At 66.3% G+C, this 22,133-nt stretch carries 17 protein-coding genes and 1 pseudogene; 11 read left to right on the top strand and 7 right to left on the bottom strand.

Annotation, left to right across the window (positions count from 1 at the left end):
- Positions 1 to 11: 11 nt before the first annotated feature.
- From VHP37_15555 to VHP37_15540, 4 genes are all read right to left on the bottom strand, one after another.
- A complete protein-coding gene (locus VHP37_15555) occupies positions 12 to 725 on the bottom strand; it encodes a molecular chaperone (protein HEX2827768.1) in 714 nt (237 codons plus the stop codon).
- A gap of 16 nt (positions 726 to 741) precedes the next feature.
- Positions 742 to 1,236 (bottom strand): spore coat U domain-containing protein, encoded by a 495-nt coding sequence (locus tag VHP37_15550; protein HEX2827767.1) that lies wholly within the window; start codon positions 1,234 to 1,236, stop codon positions 742 to 744.
- Positions 1,237 to 1,407: 171 nt separating this feature from the next.
- Complete coding sequence (locus tag VHP37_15545; protein ID HEX2827766.1) at positions 1,408 to 2,187, bottom strand: enoyl-CoA hydratase; 780 nt, start codon at positions 2,185 to 2,187, stop codon at positions 1,408 to 1,410.
- Positions 2,188 to 2,194: 7 nt separating this feature from the next.
- On the bottom strand, positions 2,195 to 3,118 hold the full coding sequence (locus VHP37_15540; GenBank protein HEX2827765.1) for a LysR family transcriptional regulator: 924 nt from the start codon (positions 3,116 to 3,118) through the stop codon (positions 2,195 to 2,197).
- Between the two features lie 745 nt (positions 3,119 to 3,863).
- Here VHP37_15540 and VHP37_15535 point away from each other — a divergent pair.
- The 11 genes and pseudogenes from VHP37_15535 (at position 3,864) to VHP37_15485 (ending at position 19,711) form a co-directional block, all read left to right on the top strand.
- Positions 3,864 to 4,517 (top strand): annotated as a pseudogene (locus VHP37_15535) (TerC family protein).
- 105 nt (positions 4,518 to 4,622) lie between these two features.
- Positions 4,623 to 5,129, top strand: a complete 507-nt coding sequence (locus VHP37_15530; GenBank protein HEX2827764.1) for a universal stress protein — start codon at positions 4,623 to 4,625, stop codon at positions 5,127 to 5,129.
- 127 nt (positions 5,130 to 5,256) lie between these two features.
- Positions 5,257 to 5,844: a glutathione S-transferase family protein gene (locus VHP37_15525; GenBank protein ID HEX2827763.1), complete on the top strand. Its 588-nt coding sequence runs from the start codon at positions 5,257 to 5,259 to the stop codon at positions 5,842 to 5,844.
- A 109-nt stretch (positions 5,845 to 5,953) separates the two neighbouring features.
- The gene (locus VHP37_15520) at positions 5,954 to 7,060 is read left to right on the top strand and encodes an FIST N-terminal domain-containing protein (protein HEX2827762.1); all 1,107 of its coding nucleotides are present in this window, start codon (positions 5,954 to 5,956) and stop codon (positions 7,058 to 7,060) included.
- The gene (locus VHP37_15515) at positions 7,060 to 7,785 is read left to right on the top strand and encodes a DUF599 domain-containing protein (protein HEX2827761.1); all 726 of its coding nucleotides are present in this window, start codon (positions 7,060 to 7,062) and stop codon (positions 7,783 to 7,785) included. The genes VHP37_15520 and VHP37_15515 overlap by 1 nt, the downstream gene beginning before the upstream one ends.
- Before the next feature lie 580 nt (positions 7,786 to 8,365).
- Positions 8,366 to 8,872: a hypothetical protein gene (locus tag VHP37_15510; protein ID HEX2827760.1), complete on the top strand. Its 507-nt coding sequence runs from the start codon at positions 8,366 to 8,368 to the stop codon at positions 8,870 to 8,872.
- Between the two features lie 173 nt (positions 8,873 to 9,045).
- On the top strand, positions 9,046 to 14,193 hold the full coding sequence (locus VHP37_15505) for an FG-GAP-like repeat-containing protein (protein ID HEX2827759.1): 5,148 nt from the start codon (positions 9,046 to 9,048) through the stop codon (positions 14,191 to 14,193).
- A gap of 105 nt (positions 14,194 to 14,298) precedes the next feature.
- Positions 14,299 to 16,563: an FG-GAP-like repeat-containing protein gene (locus VHP37_15500; GenBank protein ID HEX2827758.1), complete on the top strand. Its 2,265-nt coding sequence runs from the start codon at positions 14,299 to 14,301 to the stop codon at positions 16,561 to 16,563.
- A 114-nt stretch (positions 16,564 to 16,677) separates the two neighbouring features.
- Positions 16,678 to 17,802, top strand: a complete 1,125-nt coding sequence (locus VHP37_15495) for an LLM class flavin-dependent oxidoreductase (GenBank protein HEX2827757.1) — start codon at positions 16,678 to 16,680, stop codon at positions 17,800 to 17,802.
- A 161-nt stretch (positions 17,803 to 17,963) separates the two neighbouring features.
- Positions 17,964 to 18,734, top strand: coding sequence for an alpha/beta hydrolase (locus VHP37_15490; GenBank protein ID HEX2827756.1), 771 nt, complete (start codon positions 17,964 to 17,966; stop codon positions 18,732 to 18,734).
- 5 nt (positions 18,735 to 18,739) lie between these two features.
- Positions 18,740 to 19,711, top strand: coding sequence for a tripartite tricarboxylate transporter substrate-binding protein (locus VHP37_15485; GenBank protein HEX2827755.1), 972 nt, complete (start codon positions 18,740 to 18,742; stop codon positions 19,709 to 19,711).
- A 60-nt stretch (positions 19,712 to 19,771) separates the two neighbouring features.
- On the opposite strand, the gene VHP37_15480 is transcribed toward VHP37_15485, so the two are convergent.
- The 3 genes from VHP37_15480 to VHP37_15470 are packed head-to-tail and all read right to left on the bottom strand — an operon-like array spanning position 19,772 to position 22,114.
- Positions 19,772 to 20,605, bottom strand: coding sequence for a TylF/MycF/NovP-related O-methyltransferase (locus VHP37_15480; protein HEX2827754.1), 834 nt, complete (start codon positions 20,603 to 20,605; stop codon positions 19,772 to 19,774).
- Between the two features lie 24 nt (positions 20,606 to 20,629).
- Positions 20,630 to 21,142, bottom strand: a complete 513-nt coding sequence (locus VHP37_15475; GenBank protein ID HEX2827753.1) for an HD domain-containing protein — start codon at positions 21,140 to 21,142, stop codon at positions 20,630 to 20,632.
- A gap of 3 nt (positions 21,143 to 21,145) precedes the next feature.
- A complete protein-coding gene (locus tag VHP37_15470) occupies positions 21,146 to 22,114 on the bottom strand; it encodes a diacylglycerol kinase family protein (GenBank protein ID HEX2827752.1) in 969 nt (322 codons plus the stop codon).
- Positions 22,115 to 22,133: the final 19 nt, after the last annotated feature.

Here is a 22,133-nt window from a genome sequence, read left to right as displayed (position 1 = left end):
CGCCGCGACGATCAAGGCCCGGTGATGTCTGCCGAGACGAGACCGCCGGCGGTCTGCACCGAGAGGCGCAGCTTCTCCGCGCTCGACACGCCGCCGGTCTTGACGACCCACGAGCGCGTGCTGCCGGGAAGCACGTACGCTGCGAGCGGCAGCTCCGCGACGACCGTGCCGTTCTCGCGCACGACGCGGCACTCGATGAGCTGCGCGTGCGCGTTGCCGGAATTCGTGACCGTGATCCTGACGCCGCCCGGGTCGCGCACCGCGCGCCACGCGAGCTGCGGCGCGGTGTTGGCGCGCGGCATGACGAACACCGGCAGTCCGAGGCGCAACGCGACGTTGACGCCCTGTGCCCCGGGCGCCGGCGGCTCCGGCACTTCCTGAAGGAATACGCGGTAAGTCAGCTCGCGGTCGCCGGCGTTACGGCGGACGACGCCGACGCGCACGATCTGCGATGCGCCTGCAGCGACTTTGAAGATGGGCGGGGACACGACCAGGTCCTCGCTCGGCGTGAGCACGTCCTTGCCGTCGGCCTGCGACCACGCCAGCACCTCGGCCTGCACGAGCACGGGCTCGCCGCCGGTGTTCTCCAGCGTGAGCGAAGTCGCATTGGCGCCCGCCGGCACCACGAGCCGGATCGGGTTCGCCATGAACGAGCCCGCGTGCACGAGCGCGCACGCGAGGCTTGCGACGAGACCGGCGCACGCGAATAGTCGGACGAGCCGCACGCGTGGCGCCTGCGAATCAGAAGTTGATCGTGACCGTGATGGTGTCGGTGTAAGTGCCGGTGGGCACCGTCTGGCCGGCCGTGATGCGGCCGTAGACGTTGATCGCCTGCGCCGCGCCGGTGCCGCTGCCGTTCGACAGGTTGCTGCCGCCGGTGCCGTCGCCCCAGACCTGGCTGCGGCTGGGATCGGTGTAGAGGTTGTAGACGAGCGTGTTGCCGCCGCTCGTCATGCGCCGCGCGGCGTACGTCGCGCCGCTGCCGGTGCCGACGTTGAGGGCGACGGTGTACGGCGCACCGCTCGAGCACGTGGCGGTCACGGTGCTCTGCCCGTCGACGTTCGAGTTGATCGGATTGGGAATGGCCGCGCCGAAATTCAGCGCTGCCGCGCTGATCGAGCACGTCGGCACGACCGTGCCGCTGACCGTGAAGGTGGTGGTGGCAGTGCCGGCGACAGCCGTTGCAGCGGCAGCCGTCAGCCCGCACAGAACGAGCAAGCGCGCGCAGACGTTCATGGTGCTCTCCTTGGGGAAGGGGGGGAGGGCTTTCCGGGCGCCCCGTCTAAAAGCGGAAATAGTGCGCCCGTAGGGCAATTTATTACATGCGGACCAAGCGTGGGAATAGGGACAAAGCCGAATGGTCGAAATCCGGCATTATTGCCGTTGGTCTTTGGACCTATACGGCCTTCATGCTCCGCGCCAGACCGGCTTGCGCTTCGCGGCAAAGGCGTCGATCCCCTCCGCCGCGTCGTGCGTTCGCATGTTGCAGACCATCGCCTGAGAGGCGATCTCGTAGGCGGCGGCGAGCGGGGCGTCGAGCTGCTCGTAGAACGCACGTTTTCCTGCGGCGACGGCGACCGGCGTCTTCTCGATGATGGCGCCGGCCAGATCGGCAATCGTCGAATCCAGCGCATCGGCGGCGACGACCCGATTGACGAGGCCGCGCTCGAGCGCGGTCTTCGCGTCGATCGGCTCGCCGGTGAGCAGCATCTCCATCGCCTGCTTGCGCGAGACGTTGCGCGCGAGCGCGACGCCGGGCGTGCTGCAGAAAAGCCCGAATTTCACGCCGGACGTCGCGAATTGCGCGCTCTCCGCCGCGACCGCGAGATCGCACTGCGCGACGAGCTGGCAGCCCGCGGCGAACGCGATGCCGTGCACGCGCGCGATCACCGGTTGCGGCAGGCGCGTGAGGCCCAGCATCGCTCTCGAATAGTCGGAGAAGACCTCGTCGACGAGCTCGGGCCGCGCGCGCATCTCCTTCAGGTCGTGGCCCGCGCAAAACGCCTTGCCGGCGCCGGCGATCACCACCACGCGCACCGAGCTGTCGCGCGCGATGTCATGCAGCGCGTGCTGCAGCGCTGCGATCAGCGCTGAGGAGAACGCGTTGTACTGCTGCGGGCGGTTGAGGGTGAGAGTCGCTACGCCGGCGACATCGCTGCGCAGCAGCGCTTCGTGGGTGCCGTCCATGCGGCCATTATAGGCCGCTCACCTCGCGCGCACTCTGACGCACAACGGAGTTCTGGCGCTCGGCGAAGATGCGCGGCGCCTCGCTGATCGCGAACTCGACGAACGACTTGGCGACCGGCGAGACGCGCGGCGAGGCCGGGCGGATGACGTGCCAGTGGCCTTCGTAGGGCAGGCCTTCGACGTCGAGGATGCACAACCGGCGGCCTTCGATGTCGGGGCCGAGCGCATAGCGGTGCAGCAGCGCCACGCCGAGGCCGGCGAGCACCGCTTCCTTGATGCTCTCGCTGCTGCCGAGCTCCATCGCGATGCGCGGCTTGATGCCCTGGAGCGCGAACACCTCGTCGGTCGCGAGCCGCGTGCCCGAGCCGGGCTCGCGCACGAGCAGCGGTTCGCGCGCGAAGCGCTCGAAGACTACGCGCTTTTCCCGCGCGAGCGGGTGATCGCTCGACGCGAGCGCGACGAGCGGATTGGGCAATATCGGCTCGCCGTCGCCTTCGCCGGGCGGGTCGGTGAGGAGATAGAGGTCGTCTTCGTGGCGTGCGTAGCGCTCCAGCACACTGTGGCGCGCGCTCACGTGCAGCGAGACGTCGACCCCGGGATGGCGCTTCACGAACTGCGCGAGCAGCGCCGGCATGAGGTGCTCGCCCGCGGTCGTCGTCGCGATGCGCAGCTTCACCGGCGTGACCTTCGAGATCGCCGCCAGCGATTCGTCGAGGTCCTTGAACGTCTGCATCACGCGGCGGACCGCGACGTACAGCGCTTCGCCCGCCGGCGTGAGCTCGATCTTCTTGCCCGAGATGTGCACCAGCGGCGCGCCGACGGTCTCGGCGAGCTTCTTCATGTGCACCGAGACGGTGGGTTGCGCCATGTGGGTCTCTTCACCGGCGCGGGTGAAGCTTCCGAGGCGGGCGACGGCCTCGAAGACGCGCATCTGGGGGAGCGTGCCGTGTCTGAAAAAACGTTCGGTGCGTGTGGCTGGCATTGTGTTCCTCGCGTGAGCTGCAAACGATTCTCTTCACCGCTTGCAGTAACGCGTCGGTCGCTCATCGCGCACCGAGAAGTCCCGCGCTACATATACAAACGGCCTTTACCCCCGCCGGGAAAAGGCCGCGTGTTCTTCAGCTTTTACGCATCCTTCGCCCGTACCGGGCAAAGGTCTCGCTCACAACCTTGACGGTTGCCAGAGCGACCGGAGATACGTGATGCGTGTACCTCGGAATGACGATCGCTCCGTGGCGGCGGAACTTCGCGCCGCCCAAGCTACTCCCCTTTGCAGGGAGCGCTTCGACGTATCCGTCGAAGCGCGTACGTATTACAGCATTGCGTTTTGATGGTGGTCAACTCGAATGCGATTGAATTGTTCTATGTGGTCGATTGCGATTTACTATGCTTCAGCAATTTCCATGGACGTGATGCTCAAACTTCATTTCCCTCGCGGAGCATCCGTTTCGATAATCCGCTCGTCCGCGCACGTCGCGCGGACGTCCCTCTAGAGGGGAGTAGCTTCGGCAGGATGTCCTGCCCGTGGCGCAGCCGTCAGTCCGGGCCCGCAAAGCCCCGGTTGCCCAGCGCAGTGCCTTAAGCCCCGCTTAAGGCTCGCGCAAGCGAGACCTCGCCGACCGGCGGGTCTCTTTCCGTTGCGGTCGGAGAGGATCTTGCAACCGACTGGAGCGGATATGGAGCTATTCTCGACCGATTTTCTCTCGGCGCTACTCGCCATCATCGTCATAGACCTCGTGCTCGCGGGCGATAACGCGATCGTGATCGCGCTCGCGGCCCGAAGTCTTCCGCCGCAGCTGCGTAAACCCGCGATCGTCTGGGGCACGCTGGGCGCCATCGTCGTGCGCACCGCGATGACGCTCGTCGTGGTGTGGCTGCTCAAGATCCCCGGCCTGCTTGCGATCGGCGGCGCGCTGCTGATATGGATCGCGTGGAAGCTCGTCATCGACAACGAGAGCGAGGACGGACACCACGTCGGCGGCTCGACCACGTTCTTCGGCGCGATGAAGACGATCGTCATCGCCGACGCGCTGATGGGTCTCGACAACGTGCTCGCGGTCGCCGGCGCGGCGCAGGGCAGCTTCCTGCTCGTCGTGCTGGGCCTGCTCATCAGCATCCCGATCGTGATCTGGGGCAGTCAGCTCATCCTCAAGTACGTCGAGCGCTTCCCGGTCATCGTCTACGTCGGCGCGGGCGTGCTCGCGTGGACCGCGGTGAAGATGGTCACCAGCGAGCCGCTGCTCGAGGAATTCCTCGCGCAGTACGCCTTCGTCAAACCGCTCGCCTACGCGCTGGTGATCGGCGGCATCGTGATCGGCGGCTTCCTCGTCAATCACGCGCAGGTCCGCAGCCGCGTCGCGGAGCTCGTCATCGATGTCAATGTTTCCACTGAGCCGACCGTCATCACGCCGGAAGGCGCCACACAAGGAGGTTCCATGAACAAGATCCTGCTGCCGGTCGATGGCTCGCCGAATGCGTTGCGCGCGGTGCGCCACGTGATCAACCAGTACATGAGCAATCACGAGATGGAGCTGCACCTGCTGCACGTGCGCACGCCGCTCACGCAGCATGCCGCGAGGTTCCTGTCCCGCAAGACGCGCAAGGATTTCCACCGCGACGAAGCCGACAAGGCGCTCGCGTCGGCGCGCGAGATGCTCAAGCGCTTCGGCGTGCCGTTCGCTGAGCACGTCGAGCTCGGGGAGCGGGCGGAGACGATCACCCGCGCCGCCGAGCGCCTCGGCGTCGGCCAGATCGTCATGGGCACCGCGCGCAAGAATTCGCTCACGCGGCTCATCGAGGACTCGGTCACCAACCGGGTGCTCGAGCTCACGAGCGTGCCGGTGCAGGTCGTGGCGGGCGAGAGCGTGTCCAGGCTGGAGCGCTTCGGCGTCCCGGCGGGTGTCGCGGCAGCGCTGGCGCTGGTGGTCATTGCCGTGGATTAGGCAGGAGCCGGAGGCGGAAGGAAAGGAGGTTCAAGGAGGGAAACCTTGGTTTCCCTCCTTGGCGTAATCGGTGCGCGAGCGTAGCGAGCTGTCGTGCTAGGATTTCCGCTCACTCGCGGAGGTCCTCATGAAGCTCTACATGTCCGATTCGTCCGGCAACGCCTACAAGCCGCGCCTCCTGCTCGAGATGCTCAAGGTGCCGTACGAGAAGGCGATCGTCGACACCAAGGCGAAGGAGCACAAGCAGCCGCCTTATCTCGCGATCAATCCGCGCGGACAGCTGCCGGCGCTGGAAGACGAGGGGCGCAACTTCTGGGATTCGACCGCGTGCCTGGTCTACATCGCGCGCAAGCACGGCGGCGAGCGCTGGCTGCCCACCGACCCGGCCGGCCTGGCCGAAGTGATGCAGTGGCTCGCGCTGTCCAACAACGAGCTTCACTACGGCCTGCAGTGGGCGCGCGGCGTGAAGAATGGCATCAAGCAGGGCAACGTCGACGAATACCAGGGCTACGGCAACAACGGCCTGAAGGTGCTCGAAGGCCGGCTGAAGAAGAACGACTGGCTCGCCATGGGCCGGCCGACGATCGCCGACCTCGCGTGCTATCCCTATGTTGCGGTCTCGCCCGAAGGCGGTTTCAGGCTCGAGGACTATCCTTCGGTGCAGGCGTGGGTGAAGCGCGTGGAAGCGCTGCCCGGCTGGGTCAAGCGGCAGTGAGGACCGTCATTCCCGCGAAGGCGGGAATCGAGAGCGTCGTCATTCCCGCGAAGGCGGGAATCCATTCCCGGATTCAAAATGGATCCTGGCCTGCGCCAGGACGACGCTTATGACTCAATTCCGCTTCGCGCACGCGAACGGCCGCGACTGGCGCGAAGTCGCGCAGGCCCTCGCGAAAGCGCTCGAAGGCGCGACGGGCACGCTCGGGTTCCTGTACGCGACCGATCGCGTCGCCGAAAACCTTTCGGACATCCTCGCGCTGGTGCGCAAGACGACCGGCGTCCCCCACTGGGTCGGCACGATCGGCCTCGGCGTGTGCGCGAGCGGCCGCGAGTACCTCGACGAGCCCGCGGCCGCGGTGATGATCGGCGAGTTCGAGCCGGGCTCGTTCAAGGTGTTCTCCGGCATCGGCAGCCAGGACGACGTGAAGAAGCTCGAGCTCAAAGTGGAAGGCTCGCAGGCCGCATTCGCGCTCGTCCACGCCGACCCGTACAACGAGCACGTCGGTGACATCGTCACCAGGCTCGCCGACAAGGTCGAGAGCAACTTCCTCGTCGGCGGTCTCACCAGCTCGCGTCAGCACAATCTCCAGATCGCAGACCGCGTCCTCGACGGCGGCATCTCGGGCGTCGCGTTCGCCGACACCGTGACGATCGCGACGCGGCTCACGCAGGGCTGCTCGCCGATCGGACCGAGGCACGCGGTGACCGGCGCACAGCGCAACATCCTCGTCACGCTCGACGGCCGGCCCGCGCTCGACGTCTTCCTCGAGGACATCGGCGAAGAGCTCGCGAACGAGATCGATCGCATCGGCGGCATCGTCTTCGCCGGTCTGCCGATCAAGGGCAGCGACACCGGCGACTACCTCGTGCGCAACCTCGTCGGGCTCGATCCGTCGAACAAGCTCGTCGCGATCGGCGAGATGCTGCGTCCCGATTCGACCGTGATGTTCTGCCGCCGCGACGCCGACACCGCGCACGAAGACATGACGCGCATGCTCGACAGCATCAAGCAGGGGTTGTACGCGCCGCCGCGCGGTGCGGTGTACTACTCGTGCATCGGCCGCGGCGCGAGCCTCTTCGGCCCGAACTCGGAAGAGCTGAAGATGATCCAGTCCGCGCTCGGCGACGTGCCGCTCGTCGGCTTCTTCTGCAACGGCGAGATCTCGCACAACCGTCTCTACGGCTATACCGGCGTGCTCACGCTGTTCCTCTGATGGGAGTGCTGCGCGAGCTTGCGGCGACGTGGCTCGACGTCACCGGTCTCGTCTTCTTTATCGTCGCGTGGACCGGCTACGCCGCTTTCGCGGTGCGCCACGAGCTCAAGGTGCCCAGCCTGCACAACACCATGGACGCCTTCCGCCGCGAGTGGATGGTGCGCATGATCGAGCGCGACAACCGCATGGTCGACATCAACATCATGCGCAACCTGACGAGGAGCTCGCAGTTCTTCGCGTCGACGACCATGCTCGTGCTCGGCGCGCTGATCGCGCTGACCGGCTACGTGCAGCAGACGATGGAAGTGGTCTCCGGCCTGCCGTTCACGTATCGCGCGTCCGCGCGGCTCATCGAGATCAAGATCATGCTGCTGGTCGTGATCTTCACCTACGCGTTCTTCAAGTTCACGTGGGCGATCCGCCAGCTCGGCAACTGCGCGACGCTGATCGGCGCCGCGCCGCCGCAGGTGAAAGACAACAACCCCGAGCAGCACGCGCCGGTGATCAACCGCATCGCGCGCATCACCTCGTACGCCCAGACCAACTTCACCAACGGCCTGCGCGCGTACTACTTCGGCCTCGCCGCCCTGGCGTGGTTTCTCCACCCGCTGCTGATGATCGTCGCGACCGGCTGGGTGATCTACGTCCTCTACGCGCGCGAGTTCAAGTCGAAGACGCTGAAGGCGATGGTGGAGGACGACCGGTCGGAGACGTTGAGGCCGTAATGCGTGTAGGAGTTCTTGCATCCGCTGGCCTCCCTAAGGGAGCGTCGCCGAGTGGTCTCGCTCACGATGCGCCGTAACTGTCTACGAAACGTCATTCGCTAGGGGGGCCGCGTGGACGACGGTGATAGCCGCGCTGTATAGTGCGAACGGCGTGATACGAATATAAAAATAAGCGCGCCGCGACTACCATCAATCTCGCTGACGTGGTCTCTATCTGTGCGTGGCCTCGCGCTGTGCGCCGAGTCTTCACGCCCTAATCACGTTCTCCAGCGTTTCCTTTGATCCGGCGTTTTATCATGCGAAAAAAACTCGCAGCTGTTGCCTTGATGGTGTCATCGGCGTCGCCGCCGGTGAGAGTGTCGCTGAGAGGCGGCGCCGGCAACGACGAAGTGTACGGCAACGAAGGCGACGACGTGCTCGACGGCGGTGCGGGCAATGATCGCCTCTCGCCTGGTCCCGGCAACGACACCATAAGGTTCGGACGCGGCTCATCACCGTATTACGGCAGTTCTTCGGCGACTCCACGTCCAACAACGAGCGCGTCGAACAGGTACGGTTCGTCGACGGAACGGTGTGGGACGTGGCGACGATCTATGCGAAGGCGTATGCAGGGACCGCCGCGCCGCAGGACATCCGGGGCTTCGACTCGACGAACGATGTCCTCGACGGTGCCGGCGGGAATGACCGGATTTTCGGGAAGACCGGGAACGACACGCTGACCGGCGGAACAGGCGACGACACGCTGAGCGGCGGAGGCGGCGACGATGGGTTGACCGGCGGCGTAGGCGACGACCAACTGAACGGCGATATCGGCGCCGACACTTATGTGTTCGATGCCGGATGGGGCCGCGATTACGTCGTCAACAACTACGAGGCGGGTCTCCGACCGCAACGGAGACGGGGTCTCCGACATTCTCTGGCGCAACAGCGACGGCGCGCTGCACGCATGGATCATGAATGCGGCCGGCGGTTACGTCGATACGGCGATCGGCAGCGGACCGGTCGGCAACGAGTGGCACGTCATCGTCTGAACCGCGCAGGTCGGAATTGTCGGTGGGCGAGCGTCGACCACGACGCTTCGCGTTGAAACCGTAAACCTCCCGTTTCGGTAGATTCCGTTCCACAGTATGGTCGTATGTACGGAATTTTTACGTCAAATCAGTTGTTTACAGGGGAGGTAGGGACGCCGCGCTGATATCATGCGAGAGCGCCGCTCCCCAAGAAGCGGCCATCGTTCATAACCAGACCCGCGTACTTTCAATGGCGACTCCAGTCAGCAACGCCGTCGGCTTGACCGGCGATTCCCGCATCGACGGTTTGGTGCAGGGCTCGAAGTGGCAGTTCAGCACGGCCAATCCGATCATCACCTATTCGCTCAGCAACAACGACACCGCGAACGGCTCGTGGAATTTCTCGCTGAGCGATGCGGTGCGGCGTGCGTTCGCCGAGTGGTCGAATGTCGCCAACGTCGCGTTCATCGAAACCGGCAGCGGTACGGTCTTCACCGCGAGCACGGCCGACATCGCGGTGACGCCGGTCGGCGCCGAGCTGGGTGACGACGTCGGCGGCATCGGCATTTTCCCGAGCGCCGCCGCCTCGGACATCCTGCTGAGCGAGACCGGTTACACCCGCGCCACGTACCCGCGCCCCGAAGGCGACATCTTCCTGAACGACGCGCTGCTCGCGGGTTTCATGTCGCCCGGAAACGCGGGCTTCCAGGTGATCCTGCACGAGATCGGCCACGCGCTCGGGCTGAAGCACACGTACGACGACGGTCTGAACAGCCGTCCGACGTATGACTCGCTCGGGCTGTCCGCCGTCGACGACGAGCGTTACAGCATCATGGCCGACGCGCCGTTCGACGGCGCGACCGAATACGCGCGCACGCCGATGCTGTACGACATCCTCGCGATCCAGGCGATCTACGGCGCGAACATGACGTACCACACCGGCGACGATACCTACTCGATCGACGGCACGATGAAGGCGCTGTGGGATGCCGGCGGCACCGATACGCTGAGCGCCCAGTTCATGAGCGCGGGCGTGCTCATCGATCTGCGGCCCGGCGCAGTGATGACGTTCTCGAACGGCGGCCTTCTCGGCATCGCCTACGGCACGACTATCGAGAACGCCATCGGGACGTCGGCGGCCGACCACCTGATCGGCAACGCTGCCGGCAACCGCCTCGACGGCAACGGCGGCGCCGACATCCTCGAAGGACTCGGGGGTGACGACACGTACATCGTGCAGAGCGGCACCCCCGAAATCATCGAGCGCGCAGGCGAGGGTACCGACACCGTCCTCTCCAAGATCGATTACACGCTCGGCGCGAATGTCGAGAACCTCACGCTCGAGGCCCCGGCGAGCTTTGGCGGCGTCTACGCGATCAACGGCACCGGCAACGATTCCGCGAACGTGATCATCGGCAACGCCGCCGCCAACACGCTGCGCGGGCTGGGCGGCGACGACGTGATCGACGGCGGCGCCGGCATCGATACGATGATCGGCGGCGCGGGCAACGATACCTATATCGTCACCGACGCCGACGGCTCGAACGGGCCGACCGTGCTCACGATGACCGGTGCGCCGGGCGCCTACATCACGCAGGGCACGCAGGTCTACAGCCCCGCGACGGGCAACTTCCAGATCACGCTCGGCGACCGCACCAACGACGGCGTCGTCGACGCGCTGAGCCTCTGGTACACCGAGCCGAACTTCACTCACTGGTGGAGCTTCGAGGTCAGCACGTTCCAGCTCGGGGTCAACCTGCTGCCCGGCGTCTACAAGGATGCGCAGCGCGCCGCGTTCGTCCAACCCGGTCACCCGGGCCTCGACCTGTCCGGCGACGGCCGCGGATCCAACCAGGTCTTCGGGACCTTTGTCGTCAACTTCATACAGGTCGATTACAGCGGCAGCTCGCCCAGGCTGCTGAGCTTCTCCGCCGATTACGAGCACCACTCCGAAAGCCCCGGCGCACCGCCGGTGACGGGCACGTTCCGCTACAACTTCGGTAACGGCAGCATCGTTCCCGAACCGGTAATCGAGCTTGCGGACGAGGGCATCGATACCGTCCGCGCCTCGATCGATTACGCGCTGCCGGACAACGTCGAGAACCTCGTGCTCACCGGCAGCGCGAACCTGAACGGCACCGGCAATGCGGCGGGGAACGACATCACCGGGAACAGCGGCGACAACGTCCTCGAAGGACGCAGCGGCAACGACACGCTTCGCGGCGGCGCGGGCAACGATCGATACATCGTCGAAGACGCGGGCGATGTCGTCATCGAGCTTTCGGATCAGGGCATCGACACCGTCTCGACCTGGGTCACGTATACGCTCACGCCGTTCGTCGAGAACCTCGTCATGTTCTCCGGACCGGCGATCGACGGCACCGGCAACGACCGGCCCAATCTGATGATTGGCAACGAGCAGGCGAACCGCCTCGACGGAGCGACGGGCGACGACACGCTCAGCGGCAAAGACGGCGACGACACGCTCATCGGCGGCGCGGGCAACGACACGCTCGACGGCGGGGTCGGCGAGGACGTCGCCGTGTACACGCAGGCACGGAGCGCCTACGCGATCACGCACAACGGCACGTCGACCGTCGTGCGCGGCCCGGACGGTACGGACACGCTGGCGAACGTCGAGTTTCTGCAGTTTGCCGATCGCCGCATCGCCGCGGATCAGACCGAGGTGCGGTTGGTCAGGGACTTCGATTTCGACGGCCGCTCCGACATGCTGTGGCGCGACGCGGCGACCGGGGCGGTCTCGGTGTGGCAGATGAACGGCACGCAGGTCGGCGCGACCGCGGCGATCGACAGCGTGAGCTCGGCCTGGACGGCGGTGGACACCTACGGCGACTACAACGGCGACGGCAGGACCGACGTCCTGTGGCGCAACGTGAACGACGGCAGCGTCGCGCTTTGGCAGATGAACGGTACGCGCAAGGAGAGCGGCGTCGTGTTCGCCAACGCGCTGCCGCCGAGCACGAGGCTCGTCGACTCGCACGGCGATTACAACGGCGACGGCAAGAGCGACATCCTGTGGCGCAGCGCCGACGGCGCGGTGTCGATGTGGCTGATGAACGGTACCCAGACCCCGTCGAGCGTCGCGGTGGACACGATCGGCGCGAACTGGAGCCTCGTCGACGCGCACGCCGACTACAACGGCGACGGCAGGAGCGACATTCTGTGGCGGCTGACGGAAGCTCCCCTCCTCCAGGTCTGGCTGATGAACGGAACGGTCCTGGCGTCGTTCGATGCGGTTGCGGGGCTGGACGAGAACTGGAGCATTGTCGACGCGCAAGGCGACTACAACGGCGACGGCAGGAGCGACATTCTCTGGCGCAACAAGCTCACCGGCGCCGTGCAGGTATTCCAGATGAACGGTGCGTCGCGTGAAGCGGCGGCGACGGTCGACACGGTCGGTCTCGACTGGCGCATCATCGATGGTCACAGCGACTACAACGGCGACGGCAGGAGCGACATCGCGTGGCGCAACAACGCCGACGGTCTGGTCGCGGTGTGGCTCATGAACGGCACGCAGAAGCTCGGCGGCGCCGCTTTCACCGACCTGATAAAGCCGCAGCGTCAGTTTCTCGGCGGCCCGGACGGCGGCGCGGATATCGCGGGCGGCGGCGCCGCTGACGTCCTGCGCGGCACGGTGCGCAGCGATCGCATCTCGGGCGAGGCCGGCAACGATGTGCTCAATGGCGCGGCCGGCAACGACATCCTGATCGGCGGCGCCGGCGTGGACGTCGCCCGGTTCGCAGGGAGCACGAGCTCGTACGTGACGAGCGGCACGGGCTCGGGCGTCATCGTGCGGGGGATCGATGGCGATGACAGCGTGTCCACGGTCGAATGGCTGCAGTTCGACGACGCCGTGCGCCGTGTCGACGGACCGGCGCAGACCGACTTCGGCTGGGACTTCAAGTCCGACATCCTATGGCGCAACAGCGCGAGCGGCACGGTGTCGACGTGGCAGATGAACGGCACGCAGATCGGCGCCACGAGCACCATCGATACGGTGGCGGCGGACTGGCGGATCGTCGACACCTACGGGGATTACAACCGCGACGGCAGAAGCGACGTGCTGTGGCGCAACGTCTCCGACGGCACCGTCGCGCTGTGGCAGATGAACGGCGCGCAGAAGGAAACCGGCGCGGTCTTCGTCAATAACGTGCTGCCGCTGGGCTCGCGCATCGTCGAGGCGCATGCCGATTACGACGGCGACGGCCGCAGCGAAGTCCTCTGGCGCGGCAGCGACGGCACGGTATCGATCTGGCAGATGAACGGCACGCAGGCGCCGACGACGGCCGTCGTCGACAGCGTGAGCGCGGACTGGAGCATCGTCGCGGCCAACGCGGATTTCAACGGAGACGGCAAGGGCGACATCCTGTGGCGCAATGTGAACGACGGCATGCTCGCGATGTGGCAGATGGACGGCACCCGCAAGGCCGGCGGCGCCTCGTTCGACGTCGTGTCGTGGGAATGGAGCATCGTCGACGCGCAGGCGGACTTCAACGGCGACGGCAGGAGCGACATCCTCTGGCGCAACAGCGCCGACGGCATGGTCGTGCTGTGGCAGATGAACGGTGCGCTCAAGGACGCCGGCGTCGCGTTCGAGCCGATGGCGGCGAGCTGGCGCATCCTCGATGTCCACGGCGACTACAACGGCGACGGCAGGAGCGACATCCTCTGGCGCAACAGCGCCGACGGCGCGGTGCAGATCTGGCAGATGAAGGGCACTGTCCGCGAAGCGATCGTTACGATCGATACCGTTGCGCCGTCGTGGCGCGTGATCGACGGACACGGCGACTACGACGGTGACGGCCGCAGCGATATCGCCTGGCGCAACGACGACGACGGCATGGTTGCGCTGTGGCTCATGGACGGCACCCAGAAGGCCGGCGGCGCGGCGTTTGCCGACGACGTGCTCTCGCCGCAATGGCAGATGCTGGGCGCCAGCGAGAGCGGCGCCGCGCTGTTCGGCGATGCCGCCTCGAACGTCCTGCGCGGCACCGTCAACGACGATTACCTCGCAGGGCGCCAGGCCGAGGACACTCTCTTCGGAGGTGCGGGCAACGACCGCTTTCTGTTCGATACGGCGCCGGCCGCGGGCAACGACGACACCATCGTCGATTTCGAGCGGGGCGCCGACAAGCTGCTGCTGAGCGACGTCATCTTCACCCGCCTGCAAGCCGGTGCGCTCGCGCCGGCGAGCTTTGTCTCCGGTCCGGGCGCGGTCGCGCAGGACACCGACGACTTCGTCCTGTACGACACGACCACGGGCAGGCTCTCGTACGACGCGGACGGCAACGGTGCGGGCGCGGCGGTACTGGTCGCCACGCTGCTGGGCTCGCCGCTCCTGACCGCTGCGGACATCCACGTCGGCCTCATCGCGTAAGTCGCGCGGGGGCTCGGACCCTCGCGCGTTTTCCACGGCACGCCGCCGCCGTCGCGCATGCTGCTTGCAGCGGGGTTTGCCTCAATAACAACCCCGGGTCTCGGCATGGCCACGCTCACGGTCGGCAGCGGTAAGCAGTTCGCGCGCATTTCGGACGCGGTAACCGCGTCGCGCGATGGCGACACCATCCTGGTGGATGCCGGCACGTACCAGAACGATTTCGCCACGATCGGCAAGGCGATCACGTTGGTCGGCGTCGGCGGGCTCGCGAAGGTTCAGGCGACGACGTCGATTCCGAACGGCAAAGCCATCTTCGTCACGAGCAGCGATGTGACATTCGAGAATTTCGAGCTGAGCGGTGCCACGGTGCCCGACGGAAACGGCGCGGGCATACGCTTCGAGGGCGGCACGCTGACGATCCGGCAGAGCTACATCCACGACAACCAGAACGGCATCCTCAGCGGAGCCTTCCCGACCGGCAGGGTGATCATCCAGGGCAGCGAGTTCGCGAGGAACGGCGCGGGCGACGGCTTCACCCACGGCATCTACATCGGCCAGATCGCGTCGCTGCAGGTGACCGACAGCTACTTCCACGACACTCCGGCCGGCCACCTCATCAAGAGCCGCGCGCTGTCGTCGTTCATTGCGGGCAACGTGCTCGACGACGGAGCGAGGGACGCAAGCCGCGAGATCGATCTGAGCAACGGAGGCGATGCGCTCGTTCGCGGCAACGCGATCGTGCAGCGCGCCAACTCGCAGAACGCGGACCTCATCGGCTATTCACCCGAGTCCGCTCCGTATTCGGGATCGGCGCTGCACGTCGAACACAACATATTTGCGAACTACCGCAGCGCCGGGGCGATCGCGGTCCACAACTTCAGCTCGCTGCCCGCCCAGCTCGTGTCGAACGCGTTCTACGCGGTCCCGACCATCCTGTCCGGACCGGGCACGCAGAGCGATTCCACGACGTTGTCGACCGCACCGACCGTCCAGGCGGCAAGCCCCTGGTCGACGACACCCGTATCGTTCACCGGCACCGCCGGCGCCGACGCATTGCTGGGCGGCGCGGGCAACGACACGCTGGACGGCGGCGCGGCCGGGGACATCCTGATCGGTGGCGCAGGGGCGGATCTGCTGCGCGGCGGCACGGGGGGGGATTATCTCCAGGGCGGCGCCGGAACCGATACCGCGATCTTCGCCGGCGCGCGCGCGAGCTACAACGTCGTGCAGGCGGGCCTCGGCGTCACGGTCACCGGTGCCGACGGCGTCGACAACCTGAGGGACGTCGAATTCCTGCAGTTCGACGATGTGCTGGTGCGGGCCGCACGTGTGCCCGGCGATTACAACAGCGACGGCCGCGCCGACATCGCCTGGCGCCACACCGACGGGACCACATACGTGTGGCAGATCGATGCCGCCGGCGTGACCGGACGCAACTACACCTCCGTCGACAATACGTGGCAAATCATGTCGACCAAGGGCGACTACAACGCCGACGGGATCTCCGACATCCTGTGGCGTCATGCCGACGGCACGCTGTATACCTGGAACATGCAGGCCAACGGCTCCGTCGTCGGTCGCGACTTCCTCGCGAGCCCGACCAATCTGCAACTCGTCGATGCCGCCTCCGACCGCACGGCGGACGGCCGCTCCGATCTCCTGTGGCGCAGCGCCGACGGCGTGAACGTGTCCCTGTGGAGCCCGCGCACGGGCGGCGGTTACGACCAACAGTCCCTCGGTGGTCCGCTGAGCACGAGCTGGCAGATCGCCGACAGCCGCGGCGACTACAACGCGGACGGCCGGGCCGACATCCTGTTCAGGAACACCAACGGCGACGCCTACATCTGGCAGATGACGAGCACGGGCGGGATCACCGGGCGCGACTACACGCCGATGTCGACCGGCTGGACGATCGTCGACGGCACCGGCGACCACAACGGCGACGGCACGTCGGACGTGCTCTGGCGCACCTCGGGTGGCGCCGTCCGCATCTGGGAGATGCAGGCCGGCGGCGCTTTCGTCCAGCACGACTACAACCCCGTGGGCAGCCAATGGCAGGTCGTCAGCGCCAAAGGCGACTACAACGGCGACGGCAAAGCCGACATCCTGTGGCGCCATATCGACGGCACTGTGTTCGTCTGGCAGATGCAGGGCTCGGGAGTCGTCGGACGCAACTTCGCTGCGATGGATCCGGCGACGCAGATCGTGGAGGGCGCGAGCGACCGCAACGCGGACGGCATTTCGGACATCACGTTCCGAAACGCCGACGGGTCGATGCACGCCTGGCTCATGAACGCGAACGGCAGCTTCGTCGACGCGATGCTCGGTTCGGGGCCGGTGAGCACCGACTGGCACGTCGTCACCGCCTAGCTTTCCGCACGGCTATTTGAGCCAATCCGGAAAAAGTGTTTTACCGCGAGGCGCATTTGTAGCGCGGGCTGCACCGGGGATAATCGGCCGCATCGAATCCAGGGAGGTTGGTCCATGCGACTCGGCTATTTCACGATGCCCATGCACCCGCAGCACCGCAGCCCGACGGAGACGCTGCAGGAGGACCGCGACGCGATCATCCTCGCGGACAAGCTCGGCTTCTACGACGCGTTCGTCGGCGAGCACCTGACCGAGAACACCGAGAACATCACGAGCAGCATGCTGTTCCTTGCGACGCTGATCTCGGACACCAGGAACATCAAGCTCGCCACCGGCACCAGCAATCTCTCGCAGTGGCACCCGGTGATGATCGCCTCGCACGCCGCGATGTTCGACCATCTTGCCAAGGGGCGCTTCATCTTCGGCATCAGCGCGGGGGCGCTGCGCTGCGACGCCGAGGCGCTGGGCACGATCAACGAGAACCGGCAGAAGATGTTCGAGGACTGCATCGAAGTCATCCTCGAGATCTGGAAGCGCGACACGCCGTACGACATCGACATCCCCGGCAACCGTTACAAGGTCACCACCGCGACCCAGCGCGAGCTCTCGATCGGCCGCGGCCATCTCTACAAGCCTTACCAGCAGCCGCGCCCCGAGATCGTCGGCACCGTCGTCGCGCCGTTCTCGAAAGGCGTGATCGAGATGGGCAAGAAAGACTTCCATCCCCTGTCCGCCAACTTCCTGCTGGCCAAGTGGCTGCCGAGCCACTGGCAGAACTACACCAAGGGGAAACAGGAGGTCGGCCAGACGCCGGACCTCAACGACTGGCGCGTCGCGCGCACGATCTTCGTCGCCGACGACGACGCGACCGCGCGCCGCTACGCGATCGAGGACTCGGCGAGCCCGTACCGCTTCTACTGGCAGCAGATGTACACCAAGATGAAGCTCGGCGGCCGCGACGCGGTGTTCAAGAACGCGCGCGAGCAGCCGGACTCCGAGATCACCGAGGATTACATCCTCGATAACCTCGTGATCCACGGCACGCCGAGCAAGGTCGCCGACGAGATCCTGAAGCTGCGCGAGGAAGCCGGCGACTTCGGCGAGATCGTGTACGCGGGCATGGATTACGTCGATCCGCGGCTCGCACGCCGGTCGATGGAGCTGATGGCGACCGAGGTGATGCCGCGCGTCAACGCCGCGATCGGAAAGCCCGGCCAGAAGGCCGCTGTCGCGGCCTGAAATGGATTCCCGATCCCGCTTGCGCGGGTCGGGAATGACGACCTGAGCCGTCATTCCCGCGAAGGTGGGAAGCTCTCGCCGTCATTCCCGCGAAGGCGGGAAATTCGCGGCGTCATTCCCGCGAAGGCGGGAATCCATTTTGACGTTCTAGGGAGTAGTCGATGAAACACGGTTTCGCGAACACGTCCCAGGGCCGCATCCACTACCTCGAAGCCGGCAATCGCCAGCCGCTCATCCTGCTCCACAGCAACGGCGCCTCGGCCTACCAGTACGAAGAGGTCATCGCGAGCTTCGCGCAACGCTGGCACGTGTTCGCGATCGACATGCCGGGACACGGCGACTCCGACCGCATCACCGCCCACACCTCCATCGAGAAATACGCGCAGGCCGTCGTCGCCTTCATGGACGCCCTGAAGATCGAGAAAGCCGCGGTCGCCGGCGACTCGGTCGGCGGCTCGATCTGCCTCGCGCTCGCGCGCGATCGCGGCGCGCGCATGTACGGCGTCGTCGTCTCCGAAACGCCGCTGCGAACTCGTGACGACTGGGACAAGACCTGGCCGCGCATCGAGGCGACCTACAGCCAGCCCACGCAGGACCTCGACGAGATCGAGCCGCGCTTTCGCAACGCCACGCCGGAGCTGCTGAAACGCTGGAACACCGACCGCAACAAGGCCGGTGCGTGGACGATGGTCGACGTGATGTGGGCGATGCAGGAGTTCGACCATTTCGGCGCGCTGAAGGCGCTGAAGTGCCCGACTGCGGTGATGATGGGCGCCAAAGGCAACGTCGTCGCCAACCGCGGCCCGTATGACGAGGCGGTGGGGCAGGCCAACGTCGCGGTGCTGCCCGAGTGCGGTCACTTCCCGATGATCGACGATCCGCCGCTCTTCGTCCGGGAAGTGAACCGGCTGATCGACGCCGTCGCGCGGTAGCCGCCATGAAAACCGGACTGTTCTTGTGCGCGCTTCTGATCGGCTCGATCGACGCGATGGCGGCGCAGCGCGCTTCGGGTCCGCAGTTCCCGACGCGCCCCGTGCGCATGATCGTCGCCAACGGCCCGGGCTCGGCGCCCGACGTCATCGCGCGCCTCCTCGGCGCGAAGCTCACCGACCTCTGGGGCCAGCCGGTGGTGATCGACAACCGCACCGGCGCGACCGGCCTCATCGCGATCGAGACCCTGGTGAAGTCCGCGCCCGACGGGCACACGATGTTCCTGTCCACGATGACGCAGCTCATCAGCACGCTCATGTACCAGCGTCTCCAGCTCGCGACCGAGACCGAGGCGGTGACGCTCGTCGGGACGACGCCGTTCGCGCTCGTGGTGAACGCTTCGCTGCCGGTGAAGTCGGTGGCCGAATGGATCGCCTACGCCAGGGCGCGTCAGGGACAGTTGCTGTTCGGATCCGGCGGCCAATGGGGGTCGTCGCACCTCTGCCTCGAATCGTTCAATGCGCTGACGGGGCTGAAGATGACGCACGTGCCTTACAAGGCCACGTCCGCGACGCTCGCCGACCTGATCGGCGGCCAGATCCACATCTACTGCCCGGCGGCGCCGTCGCTGCCGGCGTTCACGGCGGGCGGACGCATCCGCGTGCTGGGCGTGACCTACAAGCAGCCGACCAAGCTCGTGCCCGGCGTGCCGCCGGTCGCCGACACCGTGCCCGGCTTCGAGCTCCTCGGCTGGTACGGCATGAACCTGCCGCCGAAGACGCCCAAGGACATCGTCGCGCGCATCAACGCCGACGTCGTCAAGGCGCTGAAGGATCCGGAGCTCCAGGAGAAGATGATCGCGGTCGGCGCCGAAGCCGCCGGCACCTCGCCCGCGGACTTCCTCAGGTTTCTCCAGAGCCAGACCGAGCACTGGCGCAAGCTGCTCAAGGAGAGCGGGGCGATACAGCCGAAAGGTTGACGCAGGGGCGAGGGGGCGCGCAACGCAAACGCGCCCTTCGAACGGCCGCTCGCACGACGGTCAGGCTTTTCTCCAGTAAGCCCCGGCGCCCGAAATGAGCTCCAGCTTCCCCGTGACGCCTTCCCGCGAGCGAAAGTCGTGGACGGCGGCATTACAGCAGTCCAGCGCGTTGTAGTCGTCGACGATGACGAAGCCGCCGCTGGAAAGCTTCGAATACAGGTGCACCAACCCGTCCATCGTCGATTCGTAGAGATCTCCGTCGAGCCGCATCACCGCCAGGCGCTCGAGCGGCGCCGTCGGCAGCGTGTCGCGGAACCAGCCTTCGAGGAAGCGCACCTGATCGTCGAGCAGATCGTAGCGCTCGAAATTCCCGCGCACCTGCTCGAGCGACACCGCAAGATCGCCGGCCATGTGCAGGTTCGCCGTGCTTTCGCCCGGATAGCGCTCGTGGTCCGCTGCGGGCAGCCCGCGAAAGGAGTCGGCCACCCACACGACGCGGTCGCGCACGCCGTGAGCCTTGAGGATGCCCCGCATGAAGATGCTCGCGCCGCCGCGCCAGACGCCGGTCTCGATGAAATCGCCCGGCACGCCGTCGGCCAGCACGCGCTCCGTGCATTCCTGGAGGTTGTCGAGGCGCGGCATGCCGATCATCGTGTGCGCGCGCGAAGGCCAGATGAAGCCGTGATACTTCGCGTTGGCGCTCGCGGGCGCCGCCTCCACCGACCGCAACGCACCCGACCGCTCGTCCGGCGCAAGCTTGCCGCGCATGAGGTCGAGGTCGTCGTCGTAGATCGCGTTGCTCACGCACTTCTTCAGCAGGTCGATATAGAGCGCGGCGGCGTCGGTCCTGCCGGACGTCGGCGTGAGGTTCTTGAGCAGGCTCTTGAGCAGCATCGCCACAGTTTAATAGGCGGCGCGCTACAAATCCCCCCGCACGATCGTCCCGGAAAGCTCATCCCCGAGCTCCCGCAACGCCTCCACGACTCGCTCCAGGTCCCGTTGAAACCGCTGCTGCATCCCTCGATGCTCCGGCGGCAGCTCGCGCGAGCGGGCGGGGTTCATGTTGTCGATGACGTCGGCGAGCTTCACGCGTAGGGCTTTGACATTACGGCTCGCGACGATGCGCTCCAGGTACTCGCGGTGGCTTTCCTTCTGCGGCATGCGCCGCGTGAGCAGGTCCACAAGCTCTAAAACCGCCTCGCCATAGCCGAGCGCTCGCAGGTCTTCCAGAGTAAGAGGCGTGTCTTCGACCACGTCGTGCAGTAGCGCCGCATGCCGCTCTTCAGGCGTGCAGTGAACCAGCCGCATCGCGACGCGCAGCGGATGCAGGTAATAAGGCCGGCCGCATTTGTCGAGCTGGCCTTCGTGGGCCTTGCGCATGATCTCGATCGACTGGCCGAGATCGGGATGCGGCGGCCGCGAATCGTTCATGCTTCAGGCCGCGGAAGGCGCGACGAACTTCACCGCGTCGTGCTCGACGTTGAGCTCGATCTCGGTCTTCGGCGCCGCTTCCACTTTCTCGCCTTCGGGCGGCCACGCCTCGTCGTCGATGTGGACGGGATAGCCGGTCCATTCGAGCTCGACGTTGCTCGCGCGGATGCGCGGGAGGTCGGGAACATGGTCCTCGCCTTCCTTCCAGTTGTCGAGCGGCTCCTCGAGCGCGTCGCGCTCCGCGGCGGTGACGAGCACGACGTCGAGCATGCCGTCGTCGGGATCCATGTCGGGCGCGAGATAGAGATTCGGCCCGACGAACTCCATGTTCATCGCTTCGAACAGCACGTAGTCGCCGGAGAGATGCTGCCCGTCGAGCTTCAGGTCGAGGCGATGATGCGGACAGTCGTGCAGACGGTCGCGCAGCATCTTCACCGCGGTGCGCACCTTCTCGTCGGCGTCGTTCAGTTGCCTGAGCGTTTTGCTGCGATCGGCGACGGGCAGCGTGCGCGCGAAGAGCCCCACGCCGAACGCTTCCATGAAATAGCGCGAGCCCCACGGCCCCGTCGCCACGCCGGCGTCGAAGGAGAGCACCTTCGCGTGCGCCCAGCCGTCGACGATCTCGTCGAGCGTGAGCTCGGTCACGCCGAGCGTCTTCGAGATGTTGTTCGCGGTGCCGAGCGGCAGCGGCGCGAGCCGAAGGTCGCGCCCGATCACCTTCTTCGCGACGCGCCCCACGGTGCCGTCGCCGCCCGCGACCACGAAGAGATCCGCCGGCTCGTCGAGTACCGCGGTCCACGTCTTGTCCTTGCCCGACTGGTAACGCACCGAATGGCCGTGACGGCGCATGAGAGCGGAAAGCTCCTCACCGCCGGGCTGGTCGTCGTCCCCCGCGCCGGGGTTATGGATGAGCGTGATGCGCACGAAGATTGCGTCCGGATGGGGATAGTCACCGCCTTGTGCAACAAACATACCAGGGCGTGAACGGGTG

The organism is Burkholderiales bacterium (assembly GCA_036262035.1).
In the GTDB taxonomy this organism is placed as follows: Bacteria; Pseudomonadota; Gammaproteobacteria; order Burkholderiales; family SG8-41; genus JAQGMV01.
The sequence above is the reverse complement of the archived record's forward strand: the minus strand, read 5'-3'. Positions and strand labels throughout refer to the sequence as shown.